The organism is Pseudomonas sp. FSL W5-0299, from assembly GCF_005930655.1.
GTDB lineage: Bacteria > Pseudomonadota > Gammaproteobacteria > Pseudomonadales > Pseudomonadaceae > Aquipseudomonas > Aquipseudomonas mandelii.
This window is the reverse complement of sequence record NZ_RXHX01000003.1, coordinates 267,177-288,937: the sequence shown is the minus strand read 5'-3', so window position 1 is coordinate 288,937 and position 21,761 is coordinate 267,177. Positions and strand designations below refer to the sequence as shown.

General features: G+C 58.0%; 16 protein-coding genes. 10 read left to right on the top strand and 6 right to left on the bottom strand.

All coding sequences use genetic code 11. The annotated features are described in order from the left end of the window. Positions 1-217 precede the first annotated feature (217 nt). The 3 genes from mexE to FHL16_RS06880 are packed head-to-tail and all read left to right on the top strand — an operon-like array spanning position 218 to position 6,087. Positions 218-1,471, top strand: a complete 1,254-nt coding sequence (gene mexE, locus FHL16_RS06890; RefSeq protein ID WP_010460432.1) for a multidrug efflux RND transporter periplasmic adaptor subunit MexE — start codon at positions 218-220, stop codon at positions 1,469-1,471. Between the two features lie 15 nt (positions 1,472-1,486). Beyond that, positions 1,487-4,669, top strand: a complete 3,183-nt coding sequence (locus tag FHL16_RS06885) for an efflux RND transporter permease subunit (protein WP_077747842.1) — start codon at positions 1,487-1,489, stop codon at positions 4,667-4,669. Further along, positions 4,666-6,087, top strand: a complete 1,422-nt coding sequence (locus tag FHL16_RS06880) for an efflux transporter outer membrane subunit (RefSeq protein ID WP_010460436.1) — start codon at positions 4,666-4,668, stop codon at positions 6,085-6,087. Before FHL16_RS06885 ends, FHL16_RS06880 begins: the two co-directional genes overlap by 4 nt. 55 nt (positions 6,088-6,142) lie before the next feature. On the opposite strand, the gene FHL16_RS34695 is transcribed toward FHL16_RS06880, so the two are convergent. Continuing rightward, positions 6,143-6,271 carry a hypothetical protein gene (locus FHL16_RS34695; RefSeq protein WP_256577972.1) on the bottom strand — a complete coding sequence of 43 codons (129 nt, stop codon included), beginning with the start codon at positions 6,269-6,271 and terminating at the stop codon, positions 6,143-6,145. 181 nt (positions 6,272-6,452) lie between these two features. Between FHL16_RS34695 and FHL16_RS06875 the strand changes: the two genes are divergently transcribed. The 3 genes from FHL16_RS06875 (at position 6,453) to FHL16_RS06865 (ending at position 10,804) form a co-directional block, all read left to right on the top strand. Further along, positions 6,453-7,508, top strand: a complete 1,056-nt coding sequence (locus FHL16_RS06875) for a tetratricopeptide repeat protein (protein ID WP_010460438.1) — start codon at positions 6,453-6,455, stop codon at positions 7,506-7,508. Positions 7,509-7,634: 126 nt separating this feature from the next. Continuing rightward, positions 7,635-9,137 (top strand): ATPase domain-containing protein, encoded by a 1,503-nt coding sequence (locus FHL16_RS06870; protein WP_010460440.1) that lies wholly within the window; start codon positions 7,635-7,637, stop codon positions 9,135-9,137. 14 nt (positions 9,138-9,151) lie between these two features. Next, on the top strand, positions 9,152-10,804 hold the full coding sequence (locus tag FHL16_RS06865; protein WP_154505554.1) for an ATP-binding protein: 1,653 nt from the start codon (positions 9,152-9,154) through the stop codon (positions 10,802-10,804). Between the two features lie 30 nt (positions 10,805-10,834). Here the strand turns inward: FHL16_RS06865 and FHL16_RS06860 are convergent, their stop codons facing one another. The 5 genes from FHL16_RS06860 to FHL16_RS06840 form a co-directional block, all read right to left on the bottom strand. Further along, positions 10,835-11,212 carry a response regulator gene (locus tag FHL16_RS06860; RefSeq protein ID WP_059405185.1) on the bottom strand — a complete coding sequence of 126 codons (378 nt, stop codon included), beginning with the start codon at positions 11,210-11,212 and terminating at the stop codon, positions 10,835-10,837. A 77-nt stretch (positions 11,213-11,289) separates the two neighbouring features. Then, positions 11,290-12,471 (bottom strand): hybrid sensor histidine kinase/response regulator, encoded by a 1,182-nt coding sequence (locus tag FHL16_RS06855; RefSeq protein WP_010460446.1) that lies wholly within the window; start codon positions 12,469-12,471, stop codon positions 11,290-11,292. Further along, positions 12,465-13,058, bottom strand: coding sequence for a chemotaxis protein CheB (locus FHL16_RS06850; protein WP_077747841.1), 594 nt, complete (start codon positions 13,056-13,058; stop codon positions 12,465-12,467). Before FHL16_RS06850 ends, FHL16_RS06855 begins: the two co-directional genes overlap by 7 nt. Further along, entirely contained in the window at positions 13,055-13,888 is an 834-nt protein-coding gene (locus tag FHL16_RS06845; RefSeq protein WP_010460449.1) for a CheR family methyltransferase, read from the bottom strand. The genes FHL16_RS06850 and FHL16_RS06845 overlap by 4 nt, the downstream gene beginning before the upstream one ends. Continuing rightward, the gene (locus tag FHL16_RS06840) at positions 13,888-17,379 is read right to left on the bottom strand and encodes a response regulator (protein WP_010460451.1); all 3,492 of its coding nucleotides are present in this window, start codon (positions 17,377-17,379) and stop codon (positions 13,888-13,890) included. Before FHL16_RS06840 ends, FHL16_RS06845 begins: the two co-directional genes overlap by 1 nt. Positions 17,380-17,637: 258 nt before the next feature. Here FHL16_RS06840 and FHL16_RS06835 point away from each other — a divergent pair, with 258 nt between their 5' ends. From FHL16_RS06835 to FHL16_RS06820, 4 genes are all read left to right on the top strand, one after another. Next, positions 17,638-17,997 carry a response regulator gene (locus FHL16_RS06835; protein ID WP_010460453.1) on the top strand — a complete coding sequence of 120 codons (360 nt, stop codon included), beginning with the start codon at positions 17,638-17,640 and terminating at the stop codon, positions 17,995-17,997. Between the two features lie 341 nt (positions 17,998-18,338). Next, entirely contained in the window at positions 18,339-19,631 is a 1,293-nt protein-coding gene (locus FHL16_RS06830; protein ID WP_077747840.1) for a glycosyltransferase, read from the top strand. A 148-nt stretch (positions 19,632-19,779) separates the two neighbouring features. Continuing rightward, complete coding sequence (locus FHL16_RS06825; protein ID WP_077747838.1) at positions 19,780-20,646, top strand: phospholipase; 867 nt, start codon at positions 19,780-19,782, stop codon at positions 20,644-20,646. 189 nt (positions 20,647-20,835) lie between these two features. After that, positions 20,836-21,723 (top strand): phospholipase, encoded by an 888-nt coding sequence (locus FHL16_RS06820; RefSeq protein WP_010460458.1) that lies wholly within the window; start codon positions 20,836-20,838, stop codon positions 21,721-21,723. Positions 21,724-21,761: the final 38 nt, after the last annotated feature.

Here is a 21,761-nt window from a genome sequence, read left to right as displayed (position 1 = left end):
TTGCCCGCGACTCGGTCTCAAGCCAATCCCTTGCATTCTGCGCAACATAGAATTGTCATCAATCCAATTGATCGCCGTCCAATGTAAGGCGCATGCTAGAGGGCTGGCTTCAGACTTATATCATTCCGAATGATAGTTACCTTTGCTTCATTCGATTCGTGCGATACCACCCCGCCGCTCATCATCCGCCCATCTCAATACATTGGCGGATGCATCCATGGAACAGTCACTCAAACATTTGCGCTTCCCATTGGCCATGTTGGCCGTACTGGTGATGAGCGCCTGCGGCAAGGCTCCGGAGTCTGCCGCTACCATGCCTGCGGCGAAAGTCAGCGTCGCCAAGGTACTGGAACAACCGGTCAACGAGTGGGACGAATTCACCGGGCGCCTTGAAGCGCCAGAAACCGTAGAAATTCGTCCACGGGTCTCCGGCCAGATTGATGAAGTGGCCTTCACCGAAGGCGCACTGGTCAAGAAAGGTGACCTGCTGTTCCAGATTGACCCACGCCCATTCCAGGCCGAGGTCCGCCGCCTCGAAGCACTGGTGGCCCAAGGCCGCGCCAACGCCACCCGCAGCGAAAACGAAGCCCAGCGTGGCGAACGCTTGCGCACCAGCAACGCGATCTCCGCCGAACTGGCCGATTCGCGCACCAGTGCAGCCCAGGAAGCCCGCGCCGCCGTCGGCGCTCTCCAGGCTCAACTGGACCTGGCCAAACTGAACCTGAGCTTCACCCGCGTCACCGCGCCCATCAGCGGTCGCGTCAGCCGTGCGGAAATCACCGCCGGCAACCTGGTGACCGCCGACACCACCGCGCTGACCAGCGTTGTTTCCACCGATAAGGTCTACGCCTACTTCGACGCCGACGAACGTGTGTTCCTCAAATACACCCAGCTCGCTCGCCAGGGCAAACGCGGTGCAACCACTCCGGTTTACCTCGGCCTGTCCAACGAAGACGGCAACCCGCATCAGGGCGTGATGAACTTCGTCGACAACCAGGTCAACCCGAAAACCGGCACCATCCGCGGTCGCGCGGTCTTTGATAATGCTGACGGACAGTACACCCCAGGCTTATATGCCCGTTTGAAACTGGTCGGCAGCGGTACTTACTCCGCCGTGCTGATCAACGACGAAGCGGTCGGAACCGATCTGGGCAAGAAATTCGTGCTGGTGATGGATGCCGACAACAAGACGGCCTATCGCTCCGTCGAACTGGGGCCGAAGATCGAAGGCTTGCGCATCGTGCGCAGCGGCCTGAACAAGGATGACACCGTCATCGTCAAGGGGCTGCAACGGGTTCGCCCTGGCTCGCCGGTCACCCCTGAAGTGATCCCGATGGCCAGCGAACAAACCCTTGCGGCACTCGCACAACAACGACAAGCGCTGGAAGCCAGCAACCTGCCCCAAGTCGCACCTGCCAAGGTCGCGCCGGGTACGGTTGTGAAACTGGCTGCTGCGACTCCACGCGGTTAAGGGACGACAACTCCGATGAATTTTTCCCAATTCTTCATTTCACGGCCGATCTTCGCAGCGGTGCTTTCGCTGCTGATCCTGATCGCCGGTGCCATCTCGCTGTTCCAGTTGCCGATCAGCGAATACCCGGAAGTCGTGCCACCGACCGTTGTGGTGCGTGCGAACTTCCCCGGCGCCAACCCAAAAGTCATCGGTGAAACCGTGGCCGCTCCCTTGGAGCAAGCCATTACCGGCGTCGAGAACATGCTGTACATGTCCTCGCAGTCCACCGCTGACGGCAAGATCACCCTGACCATCACCTTCGCACTGGGCACTGACCTGGACAATGCACAGGTGCAGGTTCAAAACCGCGTGACCCGGACCGAGCCGAAACTTCCAGAAGAAGTGACGCGCATCGGTATCACCGTCGACAAGGCGTCGCCCGACCTGACCATGGTTGTGCACTTGACCTCGCCGGACAAACGCTACGACATGCTCTACCTGTCCAACTACGCCTTGCTCAACATCAAGGATGAGCTGGCGCGCCTGGGCGGTGTCGGTGACGTGCAACTGTTCGGTATGGGCGACTACTCGCTGCGGGTCTGGCTCGATCCGAACAAGACCGCTTCGCGCAACCTGACTGCCACCGATGTGGTAACCGCGATTCGTGAACAGAACCGTCAAGTCGCTGCCGGTGCACTGGGTGCGCCCCCTGCGCCGAATGCCACTGCGTTCCAGCTGTCGGTCAACACTCAGGGCCGTCTGGTTTCTGAAGAAGAGTTCGAGAACATCATCATTCGCTCCGGCGACAACGGTGAAATCACGCGCCTGAAAGACATCGCTCGCGTTGAGCTGGGCTCCAGCCAATACGCATTGCGCTCGCTGCTGAACAACCAGCCTGCGGTGGCGATCCCGATCTTCCAGCGCCCTGGCTCCAACGCGATCGAGATCTCCAACGAAGTTCGCGACAAGATGGCCGAACTGAAGAAAAACTTCCCGGAAGGCATGGACTTCAGCATCGTCTATGACCCGACGATCTTCGTGCGCGGCTCCATCGAGGCGGTGGTCCACACCCTCTTCGAAGCGCTGATCCTCGTGGTTCTGGTGGTGATCCTGTTCCTGCAAACCTGGCGTGCCTCGATCATTCCGTTGGTGGCGGTGCCGGTTTCGCTGATCGGTACGTTTGCGGTGATGCACCTGTTCGGCTTCTCGCTGAATGCCCTGTCACTGTTCGGCCTGGTATTGGCCATCGGTATCGTGGTGGACGACGCCATCGTGGTGGTGGAGAACGTGGAAAGGCACATCGAGCTGGGAGAAACGCCCGTAGAAGCCACCAAGAAAGCCATGCGAGAGGTGACCGGGCCGATCATCGCGACGGCGCTGGTGCTGTGTGCGGTATTTATCCCGGCGGCGTTCATTTCCGGACTCACCGGCCAGTTCTACAAACAGTTTGCCCTGACCATTGCCATCTCGACCGTGATCTCGGCGTTCAACTCGCTGACACTGTCCCCTGCCCTGGCCGCCGTGCTGCTCAAGAGCCACCATGCGCCGAAAGATCGCTTTACCAAAGTGCTGGATAAACTGTTGGGCGGCTGGCTTTTCCGTCCGTTCAACCGGTTCTTCGAACGCGCCAGCCATGGTTATGTCGGCACCGTAGCCCGGGTTATCCGCAGCAGCGGTATTGCCCTGCTGTTGTACGCAGGCCTGATGGTGCTGACCTTCTTCGGTTTCGCCCACACCCCGACCGGCTTCGTACCCGGCCAGGACAAGCAATACCTGGTGGCCTTCGCGCAACTGCCGGACGCTTCGAGCCTTGACCGCACCGAAGACGTGATCAAACGCATGTCCGACCTGGCCCTGAAACAGCCTGGCGTGGAAAGTGCGGTAGCGTTCCCGGGCCTGTCGATCAACGGTTTCACCAACAGCCCGAATGCCGGCATCGTGTTCGTGACCCTGAAACCGTTCGACGAGCGCAAAGACCCGAGCATGTCGGCCGGTGCGATTGCCGGTGCATTGAACGGCCAGTTCGCCGGAATCCAGGAAGCCTACATGGCGATCTTCCCGCCGCCGCCGGTACAAGGCCTGGGCACCATCGGCGGTTTCCGCCTGCAGATCGAAGACCGGGGCAACCTGGGCTACGACGAGCTGTACAAAGAAACCATGAACATCATCACCAAGAGCCACAACGTGCCGGAACTGGCCGCGCTGTTCACCAGCTACACCGTGAACGTGCCGCAGGTCGATGCCGCCATCGACCGTGAAAAGGCCAAGACCCACGGCGTGGCTGTCAGCGACATCTTCGACACCCTGCAGATCTACCTGGGTTCGCTGTATGCCAACGACTTCAACCGCTTCGGTCGCACCTATCAGGTCAACGTCCAGGCTGAACAACAGTTCCGTCTCGAACCGGACCAGATCGGTCAGCTGAAAGTGCGTAACAACAAAGGCGAGATGATCCCGCTGGCGACCTTCATCAAGGTCAGCGACACCTCGGGCCCGGACCGCGTGATGCACTACAACGGTTTCATCACCGCTGAAATCAACGGTGCCGCAGCCCCAGGCTACAGCTCCGGCCAGGCTCAGGCAGCGATCGAGAAACTGCTCAAGGAAGAACTTCCAAACGGCATGACCTACGAGTGGACCGACCTGACCTACCAGCAGATTCTGTCCGGCAACACCGCGCTGTTCGTGTTCCCGCTCTGCGTATTGCTGGCGTTCCTGGTGCTCGCGGCCCAATACGAAAGCTGGAGCCTGCCACTGGCGGTGATCCTGATCGTACCGATGACCCTGCTGTCGGCCATCATCGGTGTGATTGCTTCGGGAGGCGACAACAACATCTTCACCCAGATCGGCTTGATCGTACTGGTGGGACTTGCGTGTAAGAACGCGATTCTGATCGTCGAGTTTGCCAAGGATAAACAGCAGGACGAAGGTCTCAGCCCGCTGGCTGCGGTCCTGGAAGCATGCCGTCTGCGTCTGCGTCCGATCTTGATGACTTCCTTCGCGTTCATCATGGGTGTTGTGCCTCTGGTCTTCTCCAGCGGTGCCGGTGCCGAAATGCGTCACGCCATGGGTGTGGCGGTGTTCTCCGGGATGCTCGGGGTGACCTTCTTCGGTCTGTTGCTGACACCGGTGTTCTACGTATTGATTCGTAACTTTGTGGAGCGCGGTGAAAAGCGCAAAGCGGCCAAGGCCCTGAAACTGGAGGCGCAACAATGAGCCTTAAAGCCTTCCTGCCGAGCCTTCTGGTACTGGCCTTGAGTGCCTGTGCCGTCGGCCCGGACTACAAGACACCCGCCACTGAGCCGGCCAACATCACCACTGCCACCGACGGAGCTGCCGGCCAGAAAAACTTCGACCGCTCGCGTTTCGAAGGCATCTGGTGGCAGCAGTTCGAAGACCCGACCCTCAACCAGTTGGTGACTCAATCGCTGCAAGGCAACCGTGATCTGCGCGTGGCCTTCGCCCGCTGGAAAGCGGCCCGGGCGATTCGCGATGACGTCAGCAATGACGCCATGCCCACCATCACCAGCCGCGCCAGCAGTGACTTGGGCAAGGGTCAGATCCCGGGCCAGACCACCAAACGGGTCAACAGCGAACGTTACGACCTCGGCCTGGACATGGCGTGGGAGATCGACCTGTTTGGGCGTATCCAGCGCAACCTCGAGTCCGCCGATGCCGAACAGCAGGCGCTCGAAGCCGATCTGTACCAACTGCAAGTCACCATGATTGCCGAACTGGTGGATTCTTATGGCCAATTGCGCGGCGCACAGTTGCGCGAAAAGATTGCCCTGGCCAACCTGAACAACCAGCAGGAGTCGCGCAAGATCACCGAAAGCCTGCGTGATGCCGGCGTCGGCGATCAACTGGACGTCGAGCGTGCCGATGCACGCCTGGCCTCGGTCGAAGCCAGCGTGCCGCAGTTACAGGCCGAACAGGTTCGACAGAAAAACCGTATCGCCACCCTGCTGGGAGAGCGTCCGGACAAGCTGACTGTCGACTTGAGTCCAAAAGACTTGCCGGCGATTGCCAAAGCATTGCCGATCGGTGACCCGGGGCAGTTGCTGCAACGTCGTCCGGACATCCTCAGCGCCGAGCGCAAACTGGCCTCCTCCACCGCCCGTATAGGCGTGGCCAAGGCTGATCTGTTCCCTCGGGTCAGCCTCAGCGGCTTCCTTGGTTTTACCGCCGGCCGTGGTTCGCAGATCGGTTCTGCGGCGGCCAATGCCTGGGCGCTCGGCCCGAGCATTACGTGGGCTGCGTTTGACCTGGGTAGCGTGCGAGCCCGTCTGCGCGGCGCCGATGCCGATGCCGAAGGCGCGCTGGCGACTTACGAACAGCAAGTGCTGCTGGCGCTGGAAGAATCGGAAAACGCATTCAGCGACTACGGTAAACGTCAGCAACGGCTGATCTCGCTGATCCGTCAAAGCGAAGCGAGCCGCGCCGCCGCAGACCTGGCGCAAATCCGCTACCGCGAAGGCACCGTGGACTTCCTCGTCCTGCTGGATGCCCAACGTGAGCGTCTGGCGGCTGAAGATACCCAGGCCTCGGCGGAAACCGATCTTTATCGCGGCATTGTCGCGATCTACAAAGCCCTTGGCGGTGGCTGGCAACCAGAGACGGTCGCCAGCAAGTAATTTTTAAAGAGCTCCTTTGGTTGGCCGCAACCAACCAACTTTTTAGCCCTGCGCCTCATTCGGTCGCGGGGCTTTTTTTTGCTTTTTCAGAAGACAATGTGAGCCCGTTGCCATAGCAGGGATCAGGGTCGGTTTTGAGCCCGGGGTTGATCATCGCCTTGAAGTACTGGAGCAGCGGTTGCATGGGAACACTCTTCGAGCCATCTCCAGCAAGCGTAGTCACTGCTTCAAGGCTTCGACCGGTTTCAACGTCGACGTGACTTGTAGGCAAAATCGCCGGCATCGGACTGAGTCAGGGTTTGACTCACACGCCCACCTGACCGAAGCTGACAGCTTTGCAAAAGCTGCCAGCCCCGGATTCCTGCATGCCCCAGTCCCGCCGCTACTTGCTCATCAGCCTCTGTGTCCTGTTCGCCATCGCTCTTGCCTGGTTTTTCCTGCGCAGCACGACGCCCGTGGTGCCGGAAGCCATCAAGCGCGGCTATAGCGAAGCGTTGACCCAGGCACGTGCCGGGCAACCGGGGGCCGCACGGGTGCTCTACCAGCAGCTGGGTCGCCCTGACCTGTCGCCCAAGCGCCGTGTCTGGCTGCATGCCGAACTGCCGAACTACCCGAGCCCGCAAGCCTTGAAACTGGCGGATGCAGACCTGCAAAACCCGTCGGCCGACGTGCGCATCGCCGCCATCAAAAGCATTGGCGGACTGGTGCCCAGTGGGCAGCGCAGTTTGCTGATCGGACCATTACTCGACGACAGCGAACAAAGCGTCCGGTCTGCCGCGATCAACGCGCTGCTGGGTTTATCGCCGGATGACCTGGGCTTGTATTTCGGGCCGTTGCAGCAAGCCATCGATGCCTGGGAACGGGACCTGAAAAGTCTCCCGGAAAGCGCCGAAACCCAATACCAGCTGGCCCGTCTGCACTTGCACAATGCCGAACTGAAAGATGCGCAGCAGGCGCTGGAACGCACGCTGCAACTGGAGCCGGGCAATCTGCCGGCGTTGGTGATGCAGATTGAAGTGCTGGATAAACAAGGCCAAAGCGACGCAGCCCGGCAATTGCTGGCGAAACAGTTGAAGGCTCAACCCGACTCTGCCTACCTGCAACATGCCCTGGGGCTTTGGTTGCTGCATCACGGGCAAAGTGAATTTGCCCTGCTTGGGCTGTCCAAAGCGGTCGAGATCGAGCCGAACAACAAGGATTACCGCTACGACCTTGCGACTACGTTGCACGGCGAGCAAGAGCTGGAAGCGGCGCAAAAACAGTTGCAGGAAATCGTCCAGCGCCATCCGGCGGATCGCAAGGCGCGAGTGCTGCTCATCAACTACTGGAAAGAAAGCGGACAATTGCAGAACGTGCAGATCCTTCTGGCGCAGCTGGAACAACTCAATCCAGACGATCCGGCGTTGCAGCAGGGTTTATAACGCCACTGATATCACACCGGCAAAAAGGTTGAACCGTCGCCACGGCAAAAGGTCAAGTGATCAGGCAGTCCATTCAGGCACTTCAAGCCTGCTGCCTCGCTTCCCCTAGTCATGAGAGGGTTTTTTTTGTCTACATCTAACGAGTTGTTCAGTGCAAAAGCCGCCACCGGCATCGACGGTCTGGATGACATCCTGGCCGGTGGATTGTCCCGCGGCCATGTGTTCTTGCTGGAGGGTGAACCCGGAACCGGCAAAACCACCGTCGCTTTGCATTTTCTGTTGGCCGGCGCCCGTGCCGGCGAGCGCTCGTTGTACATCACGCTTTCAGAAACCGAGCGCGAACTGCGCCAAGGGGCGTTGTCCCACGGTTGGGAGCTGGATGAAAACATCCACATCTTCGAACTGACACCGCCAGAAAGCCTGCTCAATGCCGAACATCAGCAGAGTCTGCTGTACTCCTCGGACCTTGAACTGGGCGAAGCAACCAAACAGATTTTCGAAGTGGTCGAACGGGTCAAGCCGACCCGTGTGGTCCTCGACAGCCTTTCCGAAATCCGTTTGCTCGCCCAGAGTTCCCTGCGATATCGCCGGCAGATCCTGGCGATCAAGCACTACTTCGTGCGCTACGACGCAACCGTGCTGCTGCTCGATGACCTGACCACCGAATCCCTCGATAAAACCGTGCACAGCGTGGCGCACGGCGTGGTTCGCCTGGAAGAACTGACGCCCAACTACGGCGCCGAACGCCGGCGCATACGTGTCGTGAAGTATCGCGGTCAAAAGTACCGTGGCGGCTTCCATGACTTCACGATCATGGGCGACGGTGTGCACGTCTTCCCTCGTCTGGTCGCCGCTGAACACCGCGGCGGTTATATCCGCCAGCAGTTGACCAGCGGCATCAAGGAAATGGACGCCCTGCTCGGCGGCGGCATCGAGACCGGTTCCAGCACGCTGATTCTCGGCCCGGCCGGTACCGGCAAGTCGCTGATCTCGATGATCTTCGCCGCCGCGGCCGTCGCCCGGGGTGAGAAAGCCGCGCTGTTTATCTTCGATGAAGAGCTGGGACTGCTGTTCGAACGCATGAAAAACATGGGCATCGACCTGCAGGCGCTGCAAGACACCGGCAACCTGCTGATCGAGCAAGTCGACGCCGCCGAACTGTCCCCCGGCGAGTTCTCGCACCGGGTTCGTCGTTGCGTCGATGAGCGCAACATCAAAACGGTGGTGATCGACAGCATCAACGGCTATCAGGCCGCGATGCCCGAGGAAAACGCGCTGGTGCTACACATGCACGAGTTGCTGCTGTACCTCAATCGCCGAGGCGCCGCGACGTTCATGACAGTGGCCCAACATGGGCTGGTCGGGGACATGCAGGCCCCGGTCGACATTACTTATCTGGCTGACACGGTGATTCTGTTGCGCTACTTCGAAGCGGTAGGCAAGGTTCGCCGGGCCATTTCAATTATCAAAAAACGCACCGGCAGCCACGAATCGACCATTCGCGAATACCGCATCGGCAGCGCAGGCATGACCATCGGCGAGCCTTTGGATGCATTCCAAGGTGTATTGCGCGGCGTTCCAACCTATCTGGGTGCCAGCCAGCCACTGCTCAAGGATGATGAACGGTGAGTGTTGTCGAGGCGATGTCCGAGCGCGCGCTTATTCTCGCGCCGCTGGGACGTGACAGCCAGATTGCGCTGATGATGCTTAACGAGGCGGGATTCGAGGGTCTTGTGACACGGGATCTGGTCACGCTGTGCAGCGAGCTGGCACAAGGTGCCGGGCTGTTGTTGATTTCTTCGGAAGCCTTGCTGGGTTGCGACCTCGAACCGCTGCTGGGCCTGATCGAGGAACAACCGGCCTGGTCAGACCTGCCGATCGTACTGTTGACCCACCACGGCGGGCCGGAACAAAACCCCGCGTCACGTCTCGGACCGCAATTGGGCAACGTGACCTTCCTCGAGCGCCCGTTTCATCCGGTGACATTGATCAGCCTGGTCACTACCGCATTGCGTGGGCGACGACGGCAGTATGAAGCCAGGGACCGGTTGATTGACCTGAGCCAAAGCGAACTGCGTCTGCAAAATACGCTGGAAACCCTCGAGCAACAGGTCGAGGAACGTACCGCCCAACTGCGTCATAACGAAGAAGCCCTCAGACAGTCGCAGAAAATGGAGGCTGTCGGCCAACTCACCGGTGGTATCGCCCACGACTTCAACAACATGTTGACCGGCATCATCGGCAGCCTCGAGTTGCTACGTCGACGCCTGGCCCGAGGTCGCACCGATGACCTGGACGGCCTGATCGATCTGGGAGTGACCTCGGCCAATCGCGCGGCCGGTCTGACCCATCGTCTGCTGGCGTTTTCCCGACGCCAGTCGCTGGATTCAAAACCCGTGAAAATGAATACCCTGGTGGTGTCCATGGGCGAACTCCTGCAGCGCAGCATCAACGAAAGCATTCAGCTGGACATGCAGTTGAGCGAGGACTTGTGGGTGGCCGAGGCCGACCCCAACCAACTCGAAAGCGCCCTCCTCAACCTGGTGCTGAACGCCCGCGACGCCATGCCCGAAGGCGGAAAACTGGTGGTCAACACCTCGAATCAGCATCTGGACAAAGGTTTCACGCAGGTTCACAGCAACCTGCAACCGGGTGATTACGTCGTGCTGCGCGTGACCGACACTGGCTGCGGCATGCCGGAAGGCACCATCACCAGAGCCTTTGATCCGTTCTTCACGACCAAACCGATCGGCCAGGGCACCGGTTTGGGCTTGTCGATGATTTACGGTTTCAGCAAGCAATCCCACGGCCACGTCACCATCGAGAGTGAAGTGGGCAACGGTACGACGGTGAGCCTGTATCTTCCGCGCTACAACGGTGCGCTAGTCGAGGACACGCTGATCGACATCGCACACGCGCCTCATGCTCAGGACGGAGAAACCGTGCTGATCGTTGAGGATGATCCGGCGGTACGGGTGTTGGTCAGCGCGGTACTGAGTGAGTTGGGCTACGCCTTCGTCGAAGCAGGCGATGCCGACAGCGCGGTGCCGATTCTCGATTCCGGCCAGCGTATCGATTTGTTGATCAGCGATGTGGGATTGCCAGGGATGAATGGCCGGCAACTGGCGGAAATCGGTCGGCAGTACCGGCCTGATCTGAAAGTATTGTTCATTACCGGTTATGCCGAACACGCGGCAGTGCGCGGTGGATTCCTTGACCCGGGCATGCAGATGATCACTAAGCCGTTCACCTTCGACCTGTTGACGGCCAAGGTGCGGGAGATGATCCGAATCTGAAAGCCCCCATGACGGGGGCTTCGGGGCTATTTACGACAGCATTTCCTGCATCAGCTCTTGCAACACATCCAGATCGAACGGCTTGCCGAGGATCGGCGCCTTGCGCGTGATCGGGCTGTCGGTCTCGCGGATCTCCTGCGGATAACCGCTGATAAATATCACTTTGAGCTCTGGTCGCAGCTTTACGGCAGGCTCGGCGATCTGCACGCCGGAGATGCCGCCAGGCAGGCGAAAATCAGTGATCATCATGTCCAGGTGCGGCTTGCTCGCCAATATTTCGAAGGCCTGCTCGCCGTTTTCGGCCTGCAGCACCCGGTAACCCTCACCCGACAAGTAAGCGGACAATACCATCAGAATCGAGGGGTCATCCTCGACAATGAGTACTACATCTTGTGCATCTTCACTCATGGGAAGCCTTTGTTCGGTCAATAGCTGCTGATACGACCATGGGGTCGATCAGAGGTTGCGTTTATCCGGCTGTTTTCCTACAACGGCAGACAAACGCGAAATAAGGCGCCCTCGTTGATCTTGCTCTCGACGGCGATGGAGCCGCCATGGGCGGCGACGATCTGCTCGGAAATAAACAGCCCCAGTCCCAGCCCCGCGACCACGGTTTTGGCTGACACCCGTTCGAACTGTTGAAAAATGCGCTTCTGGTTTTCTTCACTGATACCGATCCCGCGGTCCTGCACTTCGACCCGTGCCTGACCCTCGTGACTGTAGACCCTGACATCAATCAGGCTCTTGCCACCATAACGCAAGGCGTTGGTCAGCAGATTTGAAATCACTTGTTCGATACGAAATTCGTCCCAGTTGCCGACCACTGGCTGCTCGGCGGTAAACGCAACGGAACACTCGGCGGCGTCAACTTGCGGCGCGAAGTTTTGCAGCAGGTTGCTGACCAACTGCACGAGGTCAAATCTGGTCGAGCGGATCGACAACTTGCCGGTGCGGATGCGTGACACATCCAACATGTCTTCAATGAGACGGATCAGGCTTTTGATCTGCCGCTCGTCACGGTCGACCATGGCGTGCATCTTGTCGAGGGTGAACGCCGACGCGTTGTCCCGGGCCAGGTGCATCTTGCGCAGCTGGGTTTCGAGGATCAGGCCATTGAGCGGCGTGCGGACTTCGTGGGCGACGATCGACATGAAGTCATCGCGCATGCGCACCGCTTGCTCCAGTTCATTCTGGGTGGTCTGCAACTGCTTGAGCAGCGCTTCCTGCTCGCGGCGAGCCTGCTCCAGCTCTTCAACCTGTTGCTTCATCGCCTTGCTTTGGCGGTAGAGGTCGACGAAGACGTTGACCTTGCTTTTGACGGCGTGAATATCCAGTGGCTTGTGCAGGAAGTCCACGGCCCCGCTTTCGTAACCCTTGAACGCGTAGTTCAGCTCGCGGCCCGCGGCACTGACAAACACAATCGGGATGTTCTTGGTCTTCTCTGTACCGCGCATCAACTCGGCCAGTTCAAAGCCGTTCATGCCCGGCATCTGTACGTCGAGAATGGCCATGGCGAATTCGTGTTGCAGCAGCAACGACAAGGCTTCGTCGGCGGACAAGGCTTTGTAGACCATGCGGTCTTCACGCTTGATCAGCGCCTCAAGTGCCAGCAGGTTCTCCGGCAGATCGTCGACAATCAGCAATTTGGCTTGGATGTTACTTAGCATGCTATTCGTTCCAGCTCGACAAGCAGACGGCCGATGCCGCGTATTGGGAGAATGTGGTCAGGGCAGTGCAAATCCAGCGCCGCCCGAGGCATGGTCGCGACCTGGGCTTCGTCCGGGTCCTGCACGATGGTCAGGCCGCCACAACGTTTGACCCGCGCCAATCCGTGTGCGCCATCACGGTTCGCGCCAGTCAGCAGCACGGCCGCCAGGCCTGGGCCATAGACATCGGCCGCCGACTCGAACAGAAAATCAATGGAAGGCCGCGAGTAATGCACGCGATCCTCAAGGCTCAGGGAAAAACTGCGGTCCTGCTCCACTGACAAGTGATAGCCCGGAGTGGCGAAATACAACGTTCCGGCTGCCACATCAATTTTGTCGCCAGCTTCCTCGACAGGCATGCAAACCCGGCGGGCAAAGACTTCGGCCAGTTGGCTGCGCCGCTCGTCGGGCAGGTGCAGGACTACGATGATCGGCAGCATGAAACCTTTACGCAACGGACTGAGAATGTTGAGCAATGCCTCCACCCCACCGGCCGAAGCGCCGATCACGATAGCGTCTATCGAAGGCAAATCCGCTGCATTGTTCATGATTTACGGTAAATCCGTTCTTGTTTGACCAAGGGCGAAAACTGGTTGCCGAAGGCGGAAAAATCCGGGGTTTCCTTACTGCCCAGCACCAGGAATCCTCGATGACAAAGGGATTCATGGAACAAACCGAACGCGCGATCCTGAAGCTTTTTATTGAAATAAATCAAAACATTACGGCACGAAATCAATTGGGTTTCTGAAAAGACGCTGTCCGTCGCCAGGCTGTGATCGGCGAACGTCACGTTCTCACACAACGTCTTGTCGAAAATCGCGTAGCCATACGCCGCCGTGTAGTAGTCGGCGAACGAACGCTGGCCACCGGCCTGCTGGTAGTTGTGAGTGTAGGCGCGGACATTCTCCATGGAGAAAATCCCCTGTTTGGCCTTCTCCAGCGAGCGCGGATTGATATCGGTGGCGTAGATGATCGTGCGATCGAGCAAGCCTTCTTCGCGCAGCAGAATCGCCATCGAATAGACTTCTTCACCCGTGCTGCAACCGGCGATCCAGATCTTGATCGACGGATAGGTCTTGAGCAGTGGCACGACTTCCTTGCGGATCGCGAGGAAATGCGAAGGATCGCGAAACATTTCGCTGACCGGGATCGTCAGCAATTGCAGCAACTGCATGAACGCGGTCGGATCGTGCAGCACCTTTTCTTGCAGGGCCGAAATGGTATTGCACTCGAATTGCGCCAACGCATGATTGACCCGGCGCTTGATCGAAGCGCCGGAATAATCGCGAAAGTCGTAGCTGTACTTGAGGTAGATCGCCTCGATCAACAACCGCAATTCGATCTCGCTGTTACGCGCCACTGTTTCAATGCGTTCCACTAAATGCGTTCCATCTTCGGTAACCACACGCGAATCAGCGAAAACAGGCGATCCAGGTCAATGGGCTTGGCCAGGTAATCGTTGGAGCCGGCTTGCAGGCAGCGCTCCTGATCGTCCTTCATGGCCTTGGCCGTCACCGCAATGATGGGCAGCTTGCGCCAGCGCGGGTCCTTGCGGATCTCGATGGTGGCTTCGAAACCGTCCATCTCCGGCATCATCACGTCCATCAACACCAGATCGATGTCCTCGACTTCATTCAGTTTTTCAATCGCCTCACGACCGTTCCGGCCGATGACCACGACTGCACCCTTTTGCTCCAAAGCGCTGGTCAGGGCGAAGATGTTGCGTACATCGTCGTCCACCAGCAGCACTTTGCGGCCTTCGAAGACCTTGTCGCGGCTGCGCGCGGTCTTGAGCATCCGTTGGCGTTCATGGGACAACCTGGATTCGACTTTGTGCAGAAAGAGTGTGACCTCATCCAGCAAACGCTCGGGTGAGCGAGCGCCTTTGATGATGATCGAGCGCGAGTACTTGCGCAGGTCAGCCTCTTCGTCCCGGGTCAGGTTGCGTCCGGTGTAAACGATGACCGGCGGGAACGAGCAGATATCTTCGGTGGACATGCGCTTGAGCAGATCGTTGCCGAGCATGTCCGGCAGCTTCAGGTCGATGATCATGCAATCGAAAATGGTCGTGCGCAGCAGGTCGAGCGCTTCCTGGGCGAAGCCGACGGCGGTGATTTCAATGTCCTCGTCGCCGATCAGGCGAGCAATGCTGTCGCGTTGCAAATCATCGTCTTCGACCAGCAGCACCCGTTTGACCTTCTGGGTCAGCTTGGCCTCGAGGCGGGCAAACACGTCCTTGAGTTCTTCGCGAGTGGTCGGCTTGACCGCATAACCGATCGCGCCCATGTGCATGGCCGCCTCGACCCGATCTTCCACCGAAATCACATGCACCGGAATGTGGCGGGTTTCGGCATGTTCTTTCAGACGCTGCAATACGGTCAGCCCGGAATGGTCCGGCAGGCGCATGTCCAGCAAAATGGCGTCGGGAATGAACTCCTTGGCCAGGTCGTAGCCTTCATCGGCCCCGTGAGCGACCAGGCACTGGTAACCCAGTTCGTGGGCCAGATCGTAGAGAATGTTTGCAAAATTCGGCTCATCTTCCACCACCAGGATGCAACGGGTGGTGAATGGCGCCTTGCTGCGGTCATCATCGAAACGTGGAATGTCGACTTCGGCAATCAGCGGCACCAGCGCGGGCGTTGTCACCCTAGGTTTTGCGGCGACCGGGGTAGCCTGCATCGGCGCGAGGGGCGCATCACCCGGTTCTACGTATTGCTGCGGCAGCACGAGGGTGAACACACTGCCCTGCCCCGGCTCGCTGGTGACGCTGATCGAACCGCCCAGCAACGCCGCCAGATCGCGGGAAATCGACAGGCCTAGCCCCGTGCCGCCATAACGGCGATTGGTGGTGCCGTCGGCCTGGCGGAAGGCTTCGAAAATGCTGTCCTGCTGGTCGGCGGCGATGCCGATCCCGGAATCGCGGACGATAAAGGCGATGCCGTCGTTCGGCTGGGACGCCACCGTGAGGCTGACGATGCCTTTTTCGGTAAATTTCACCGCGTTCGACAGCAGATTCTTAACGACTTGCTCCAGACGCTGGCGGTCGGTGAACAGCATCATCGGCGAACCGGGCTGCACGTCGACCTCGAACTCCAGCTTCTTGTCAGCGGCCATCGGCTCGAACATTCCGCGCAGTCCGTCCACCAGACGCGCAACGCTGGTGTTCTCGGGGCGCATTTCCAGCTTGCCGGCCTCGACCTTGGAAATATCGAGAATGTCATTGATCAGATTGAGCAAGTCATTGCCGGCGGAGTAGATCGACTCGGCGAACTTCACCTGCTCGGCGCTGAGATTTTCCTGAGGGTTTTCCGCCAGCAACTTGGCCAGGATCAGCGAACTGTTCAACGGCGTGCGCAGTTCGTGGGACATGTTGGCGAGGAACTCGGACTTGTACTTGCTCGAGCGCTGCAATTCTTCGGCGCGCTCTTCAAGCTGGGCCTGGGCCTGGTTGAGCTCGGTGTTCTTCAAGTCCATCGCATCACGCTGATCGGCCAGGATCTGTGCCTGATCGGCGAGTTGTTCGTTGGTCTGCTCCAACTCGACTTGCTGGGTTTCCAGGTGAGCCTGGGACTCCTTGAGAATCCGCGATTGCTCTTCGAGCTCTTCGTTGGCGGTCTTGAGTTCTTCTTGCTGAACTTGCAGCTCTTCGTTGAGCTGCTGGGTTTCGGCCAGCACTTCCTGCAAACGCTGACGGTAGCGAGCGGCCTCGATTGACGTGCCGATGTTGCCGGCGATCAGCTCGAGCAATTCGACGTCGCGGTCGTCCAAGGGGCGCAGGAAACCCAACTCGATCACGCCATTAACCCGATCATCGTCGCTGGTGGGCACCACGAGCACGCTACGCGGCAGGCCTTCGCCCAGACCGGAGCTGACTTTGAAATAGTCGCTTGGCACGTCATCGAGACGGATCAGGCGAGCCTGTTGCGCCACCTGGCCGGCAATCCCTTCATCGCTGTAGATCTGCTGGTCGCGCTCTTCCTGCTCGCGAGAAAAACCGTAGGACGCTATTCGTCTGAGGCCGCCATGTTCTTCGCGCACATAAATAGCAGCGACCGCAGTGCCCAGATATTGCGCGCAGAACTGCAGGATGTTGCGCCCCAACAGATTCAGGGACAGTTGCCCCAGCACCTGCTCGGCCAGTTCGGTCTGGCCGTTGCGCAGCCACGCTTGCTGTTCCAGGCGCCGGGCGCTGGCCTGTTGTGCGGCGAGGTTGGCGCTATAGCTTTGGGACAGGTTGAGCAAATCGCGACGACCGATATAGGCCAGCAAACCGCTGATGCCGAGGATGAACAGCAGGTAAAGGGAGATGCTCCAGATCGTGGTGCGGCGCACTTCCTCGTTGCGCGTGGTGCGCAACTGCTGCTCCATGTCGATCACGTCTTCGAATTGCTTGCGGATTTCGTCGGTCAGCCGTTTGCCCTGCCCAGCTTTGACAGCACCGCGATAATCACCGTTGGTGCGCTGCAACTCGATCATGGATTGCGCATAGTTGGCCCACTCAACCTGCAAGGCCTGGAGTCGGCGCAGACGATCGGTCTGAACCGGATTGTCGGCCGTGAGCTCGAGCAAAGTATTGAGCGCGACCGCGATTCTCGGCTTGGCCGTTTCGTAAGGGTCGAGAAAATGCTCATCGCCGCTGAGCAGAAAGCCGCGCATCCCCGTTTCCAGATCAACGGTCAGTTTCACCGCCTCATTGGCGTTATTGATCACCCGGTCGGTGTGCTCGACCCACTGGATTACCGACAGCAGGTAAGTGATCAGCGAGACAAAGAACACCGCGCTGAGCACACCAACGCCCAACGGCAGACTGATGTTGCGGCTCAGGAGTTTACGGAATCGTTGCTCATCAACCGAAGACGCAGGGGTCATGGGGAGGCCTTGTCGAACTATTCAAAACCAGGGAGTTTGCCCCAAAACGGGCACATTGATCCAACTTTCTGCGGCCGATCCGGGCAAATACCCGCATTTAGCTGCGATCGATCTAAGGAGCGGTTATCCTGCCGTCTCTTGTACAGCTATTCTTTTTTGCACAACGCCGGGAACTTGTCGGGATCTGCCACTTACTCATGATAGAGCCCGGCGATTTCGATCGACCTGCGACCCTGAATTTACCTTGAGAGCCCTCTTATGTCCTCCACCCCGTCCACCATCCTGGTAGTAGAAGACGATGACATCGTGCGCATGCTGATCGTCGATGTACTGGAGGAACTGGACTACAAGGTCCTTGAGGCCGATGGCAGCAAAAAGGCGCTGGAGTTTCTAAACGATGAGGACCAGCACATCGATTTGATGATGACCGATGTGGGTTTGCCGGATATGGATGGCAGAGAACTGGCGAAACAGGCGCGGATGCTGCGTCATGAATTGCCGATCCTGTTCGCCAGCGGTTATGCCGAGAGCATCGAGCTCCCTGCGGGCATGCAAGTGATCGGCAAGCCGTTTTCGATTGATAAGTTGCGCGACAAGGTCAAAGGCATGCTTGCTTAATCATTCATTACATTTTCTTAGGCGCACTTTTTCCAAAAAATGGTTTGCCGTATCAACGGCAAACCTTAGCTGCCTATAAATGATCCTGCTGCACTTGAGCAATCAATGCGCCTTCCCTGTTTATTGAAACAATCCATCACACTAACAACCTTGCTACCGGACCTGTGCGGATAAACCTGAGCACGTTTTCCATAGCCTTAGCCTGCCCACCACCGGTTGCACAGGCCGCCCTGGATGGCAGAACATTCCATCGACGTCGTGATCCCTTGCGGCCAGATATGGTTAAATCCCGCGCCTCTCGCGTCACTCAGCCCTCATCCCGAGTCAAGGAAATACCGTTCATGAATCAGCCCCGCGCAACCAAAGTCCTCGTCATTGGTTACGTCTGGCCCGAGCCCCGCTCTTCGGCCGCCAGTGGGCATGTGATGCAGATTCTGGATACGTTTCTGAAACAAGGCTGGGATATTACCTTCAGCAGTCCGGCCGGTACCGGTGAACATCGCGCGGATCTGACGGCGCTAGGCATTCGCGAAGTCCCGATCGAATTGAACAACAGCAGTTTCGACGACTTCGTCAGCCAACTGGCCCCGGATATCGTGCTGTTTGATCAATTCATGATGGAAGAGCAATTCGGCTGGCGTGTCGAGAAACACTGCCCCGCCGCCTTGCGAGTGCTTGAAACTTCGGATCTGCAAAGCCTGCGGCACGCCCGACATCAGCGTCTCAAGGATCGCTTGAAGACCAGCGACGATAACAATGATTTCACTGACCTGTTCGCACCGGCATTGCGCGAAGAGTTTGACTTGATGGCCGATACCGATCTGGCCAAACGGGAAATGGCCGCGCTGTATCGTTGCGATTTGAACCTGATGATCTCTGAAGTGGAAATCGAGTTGCTGGTCGAGCAGTTCAAGATGCCGCGCAATTTGCTGCACTGGTGCCCGTTGATGGTCGAACCGCCGAGCGTGCCGGCGGCTGCCTTTGAAGATCGGGCGCACTTTCTCAGCATCGGTAACTTTCGACATGCGCCGAACTGGGATGCGGTGCTCTGGATGAAAACGGCGATCTGGCCGTTGATCCGCGAACAACTACCCGGCGCCCAACTGCACATCTATGGCGCTTACACGCCGCCCAAGGCCACTGCGCTGCATAACGCGGCCCAAGGGTTCCATGTCATGAACTGGGCGGAAGACGCCTTGCAAGTGATGTCGGCGGCGCGCGTGTGCCTGGCACCGCTGCGTTTCGGCGCGGGCATCAAGGGCAAGATCATCGACGCCATGCTGTGTGGCACGCCTACAGTCACAACGCCTATCGGCGCAGAAGCAATGCACGGCCAGCATCCCTGGCCTGGCGCCGTGGCCCGGACGGCACGGGAGTTCGCCGATGATGCGGTGCGGTTGTACAAGGATGAAGCACTCTGGACGGACGCCCAATCCAGAGGGCAGGTGTTGCTGGCCAATCGTTATAGACAAGCCGAACATGGCCCGGCACTTATCGAAAAATTAATAGACTGCCAACAACGTCTCGCCCAACTTAGAACGGATAACTTTACCGGCAGCATGTTGCGTCATCACCACCATAAAAGTACGCAGTATATGGCGCAATGGATTGAAGCAAAAAACCGCACTCACTAACTATCGACACTATCGCTACACACTTTGCATCGTCACGCTTATTGACCCCTTTCACACCCCATCTTATAAATAACTCGCCGGATTAGATTCAGACAAACTTATCCGGCGGCATTTATCTAACTTACCACTTGATGCAAGGATGCATTAAATGACTACCATTGTTCAAAACAACCTGACACTTAACAACTGGATGGCCAGCACGCCGGCCATTGACACGTTGTCACTCTGCGAATTGACCCTGCCGGGCACCCATAACGCTGGCAGCGACTGGAAAGCCTCTTGGCCGCTTATTCCAGGCGCCCACTGGCTGGCTTGTCAGCACCAATCGTTTTACTCGCAACTGTGCAAAGGCTCTCGAGCGTTGGATATCAGACTCGTATTTGACGCCAAGGAACCGGGGCTTGGAAAATTCCGAATGCATCACAACGGCTACCGCAACAATCGTACCTTGGGGAACTTGTTTACCGACCTGAGGCAGTTTCTTGACGAGAACCCCGATGAATTCATTGTCCTGGACTTCCACGAACTAAAAGGGGATGCGTTTGATTACACTTTCTTCAACAACATGATGATCCATCTTATGGGGCACCAGATAATTCCCACTCGAAACCGTTCTCTGAGCCTGCAACAACTCAAGCAAATCAGTTCTGAGCAAAGGCTTCTGGTCGCAGCCCCTGGGCATTGGCAGCTTGATCGAAACGTGTTCCTTGAACAGATTGAACACCAATGGTCTGGCAGCGGCATCACAAGCGCCGCCGATCTGGAGAAGCACATTACGAGCGTCCTGACCTACCCGCCAGGCACATGGGCACCATGGTCGCTCTCGGCAGCGAGTTACAGCGCCCTCGGTGGCCCCGTGGATATTCATGATGAACTCAATGCCTGGTTCGACCCGGAAAAAAGTGATTGGGCGGCAAAGTGCAACATCATCAATGTTGACTTCATTGAAGAGTCGCAAATTGTTTCCTATTGCCGAACCGCAAACGTATATAAAGCCGCCAAACGAGCCAACTAATCGGCGTGCCATTAAACGGCTATCTATGTGTAACTGTTTCCATGACTGGAAATCCTCTTACTCACTTCTATGCTGGGTCATGAAAGCCTTTCTGCGCAGGGCGATCAACACAGGTGTGGCGTGCAGCCAACTCTGATACATGAATTTCGTCGCCCCACGGAGGGGGCGCGTCAACGACAAGGAACTGTCATGACCCAAAACACAGCGGGCACGTTAGACAAACAAAAGTGGATGAGTAACGTCCTGGATATCCATCGATTAAAATTGACCGATATCGTCTGGCCGGGCGCCCATAACGCCGGCATGGATAAACAGGCACCCAATTATGATGTGGTTATCGGCAACTGGACGACGTGTCAAAACGGTTCATTTGCCTGGCAACTGTCCAACGGTGCCCGGGCCTTTGATATCCGCCTGGGTTACACCGAGGGCGCGGACCAGTCGATTTTCTATTTTCACCACAACGGATACCAGTCCCATCGGGTCCTCGATGAACTGATGACAGACGTGTCAGCGTTCCTTGACCGCAATCCCGATGAGTTCATCGTGCTGGATTTCCACCAACTCGCGGATGGGTCCAAACCCTTTGATTATCAGAAACTCAACGATCTTCTGGTGAGTCGACTCGGGCAGCGAGTGATCCCCCCCGGCGACGCCGAAAAAACCATCGGCGAACTGAAGCGGATCAGTTCCCGCCGCCGGGTGGTGTTGGCGGCGCATGGACGGCGGGAACTGGATGAGGATTACTTCTGGCCGCGCATCCCGCACAAGTGGATAAACAAACGGTTTACCGATACCGAGGATCTGCAAAACCATGTTTCCAGCGCACTCGAAGACGCGCCGTACGAAACGTTTCTATGGTCGTTATCAGCCACCAGCTACGCGTTTCTGGGAGGGCCTCAGGACATCAAAACCCAGATCAATGACTGGTTCAATCCCACCCGGGACTGGGTCACGCGCTGCAGCATCATCAATACCGACTTTTTCGACGAATCAGAGATCGTTCGTTATTGCTGGACGGCCAACAGCATGAAAGCGGTTTACGGCCATGCGTTGCATGAGCGGACACCGGGCTGACACACGGAACGTTGCACACTGGCATTAGGGGCCTGGAA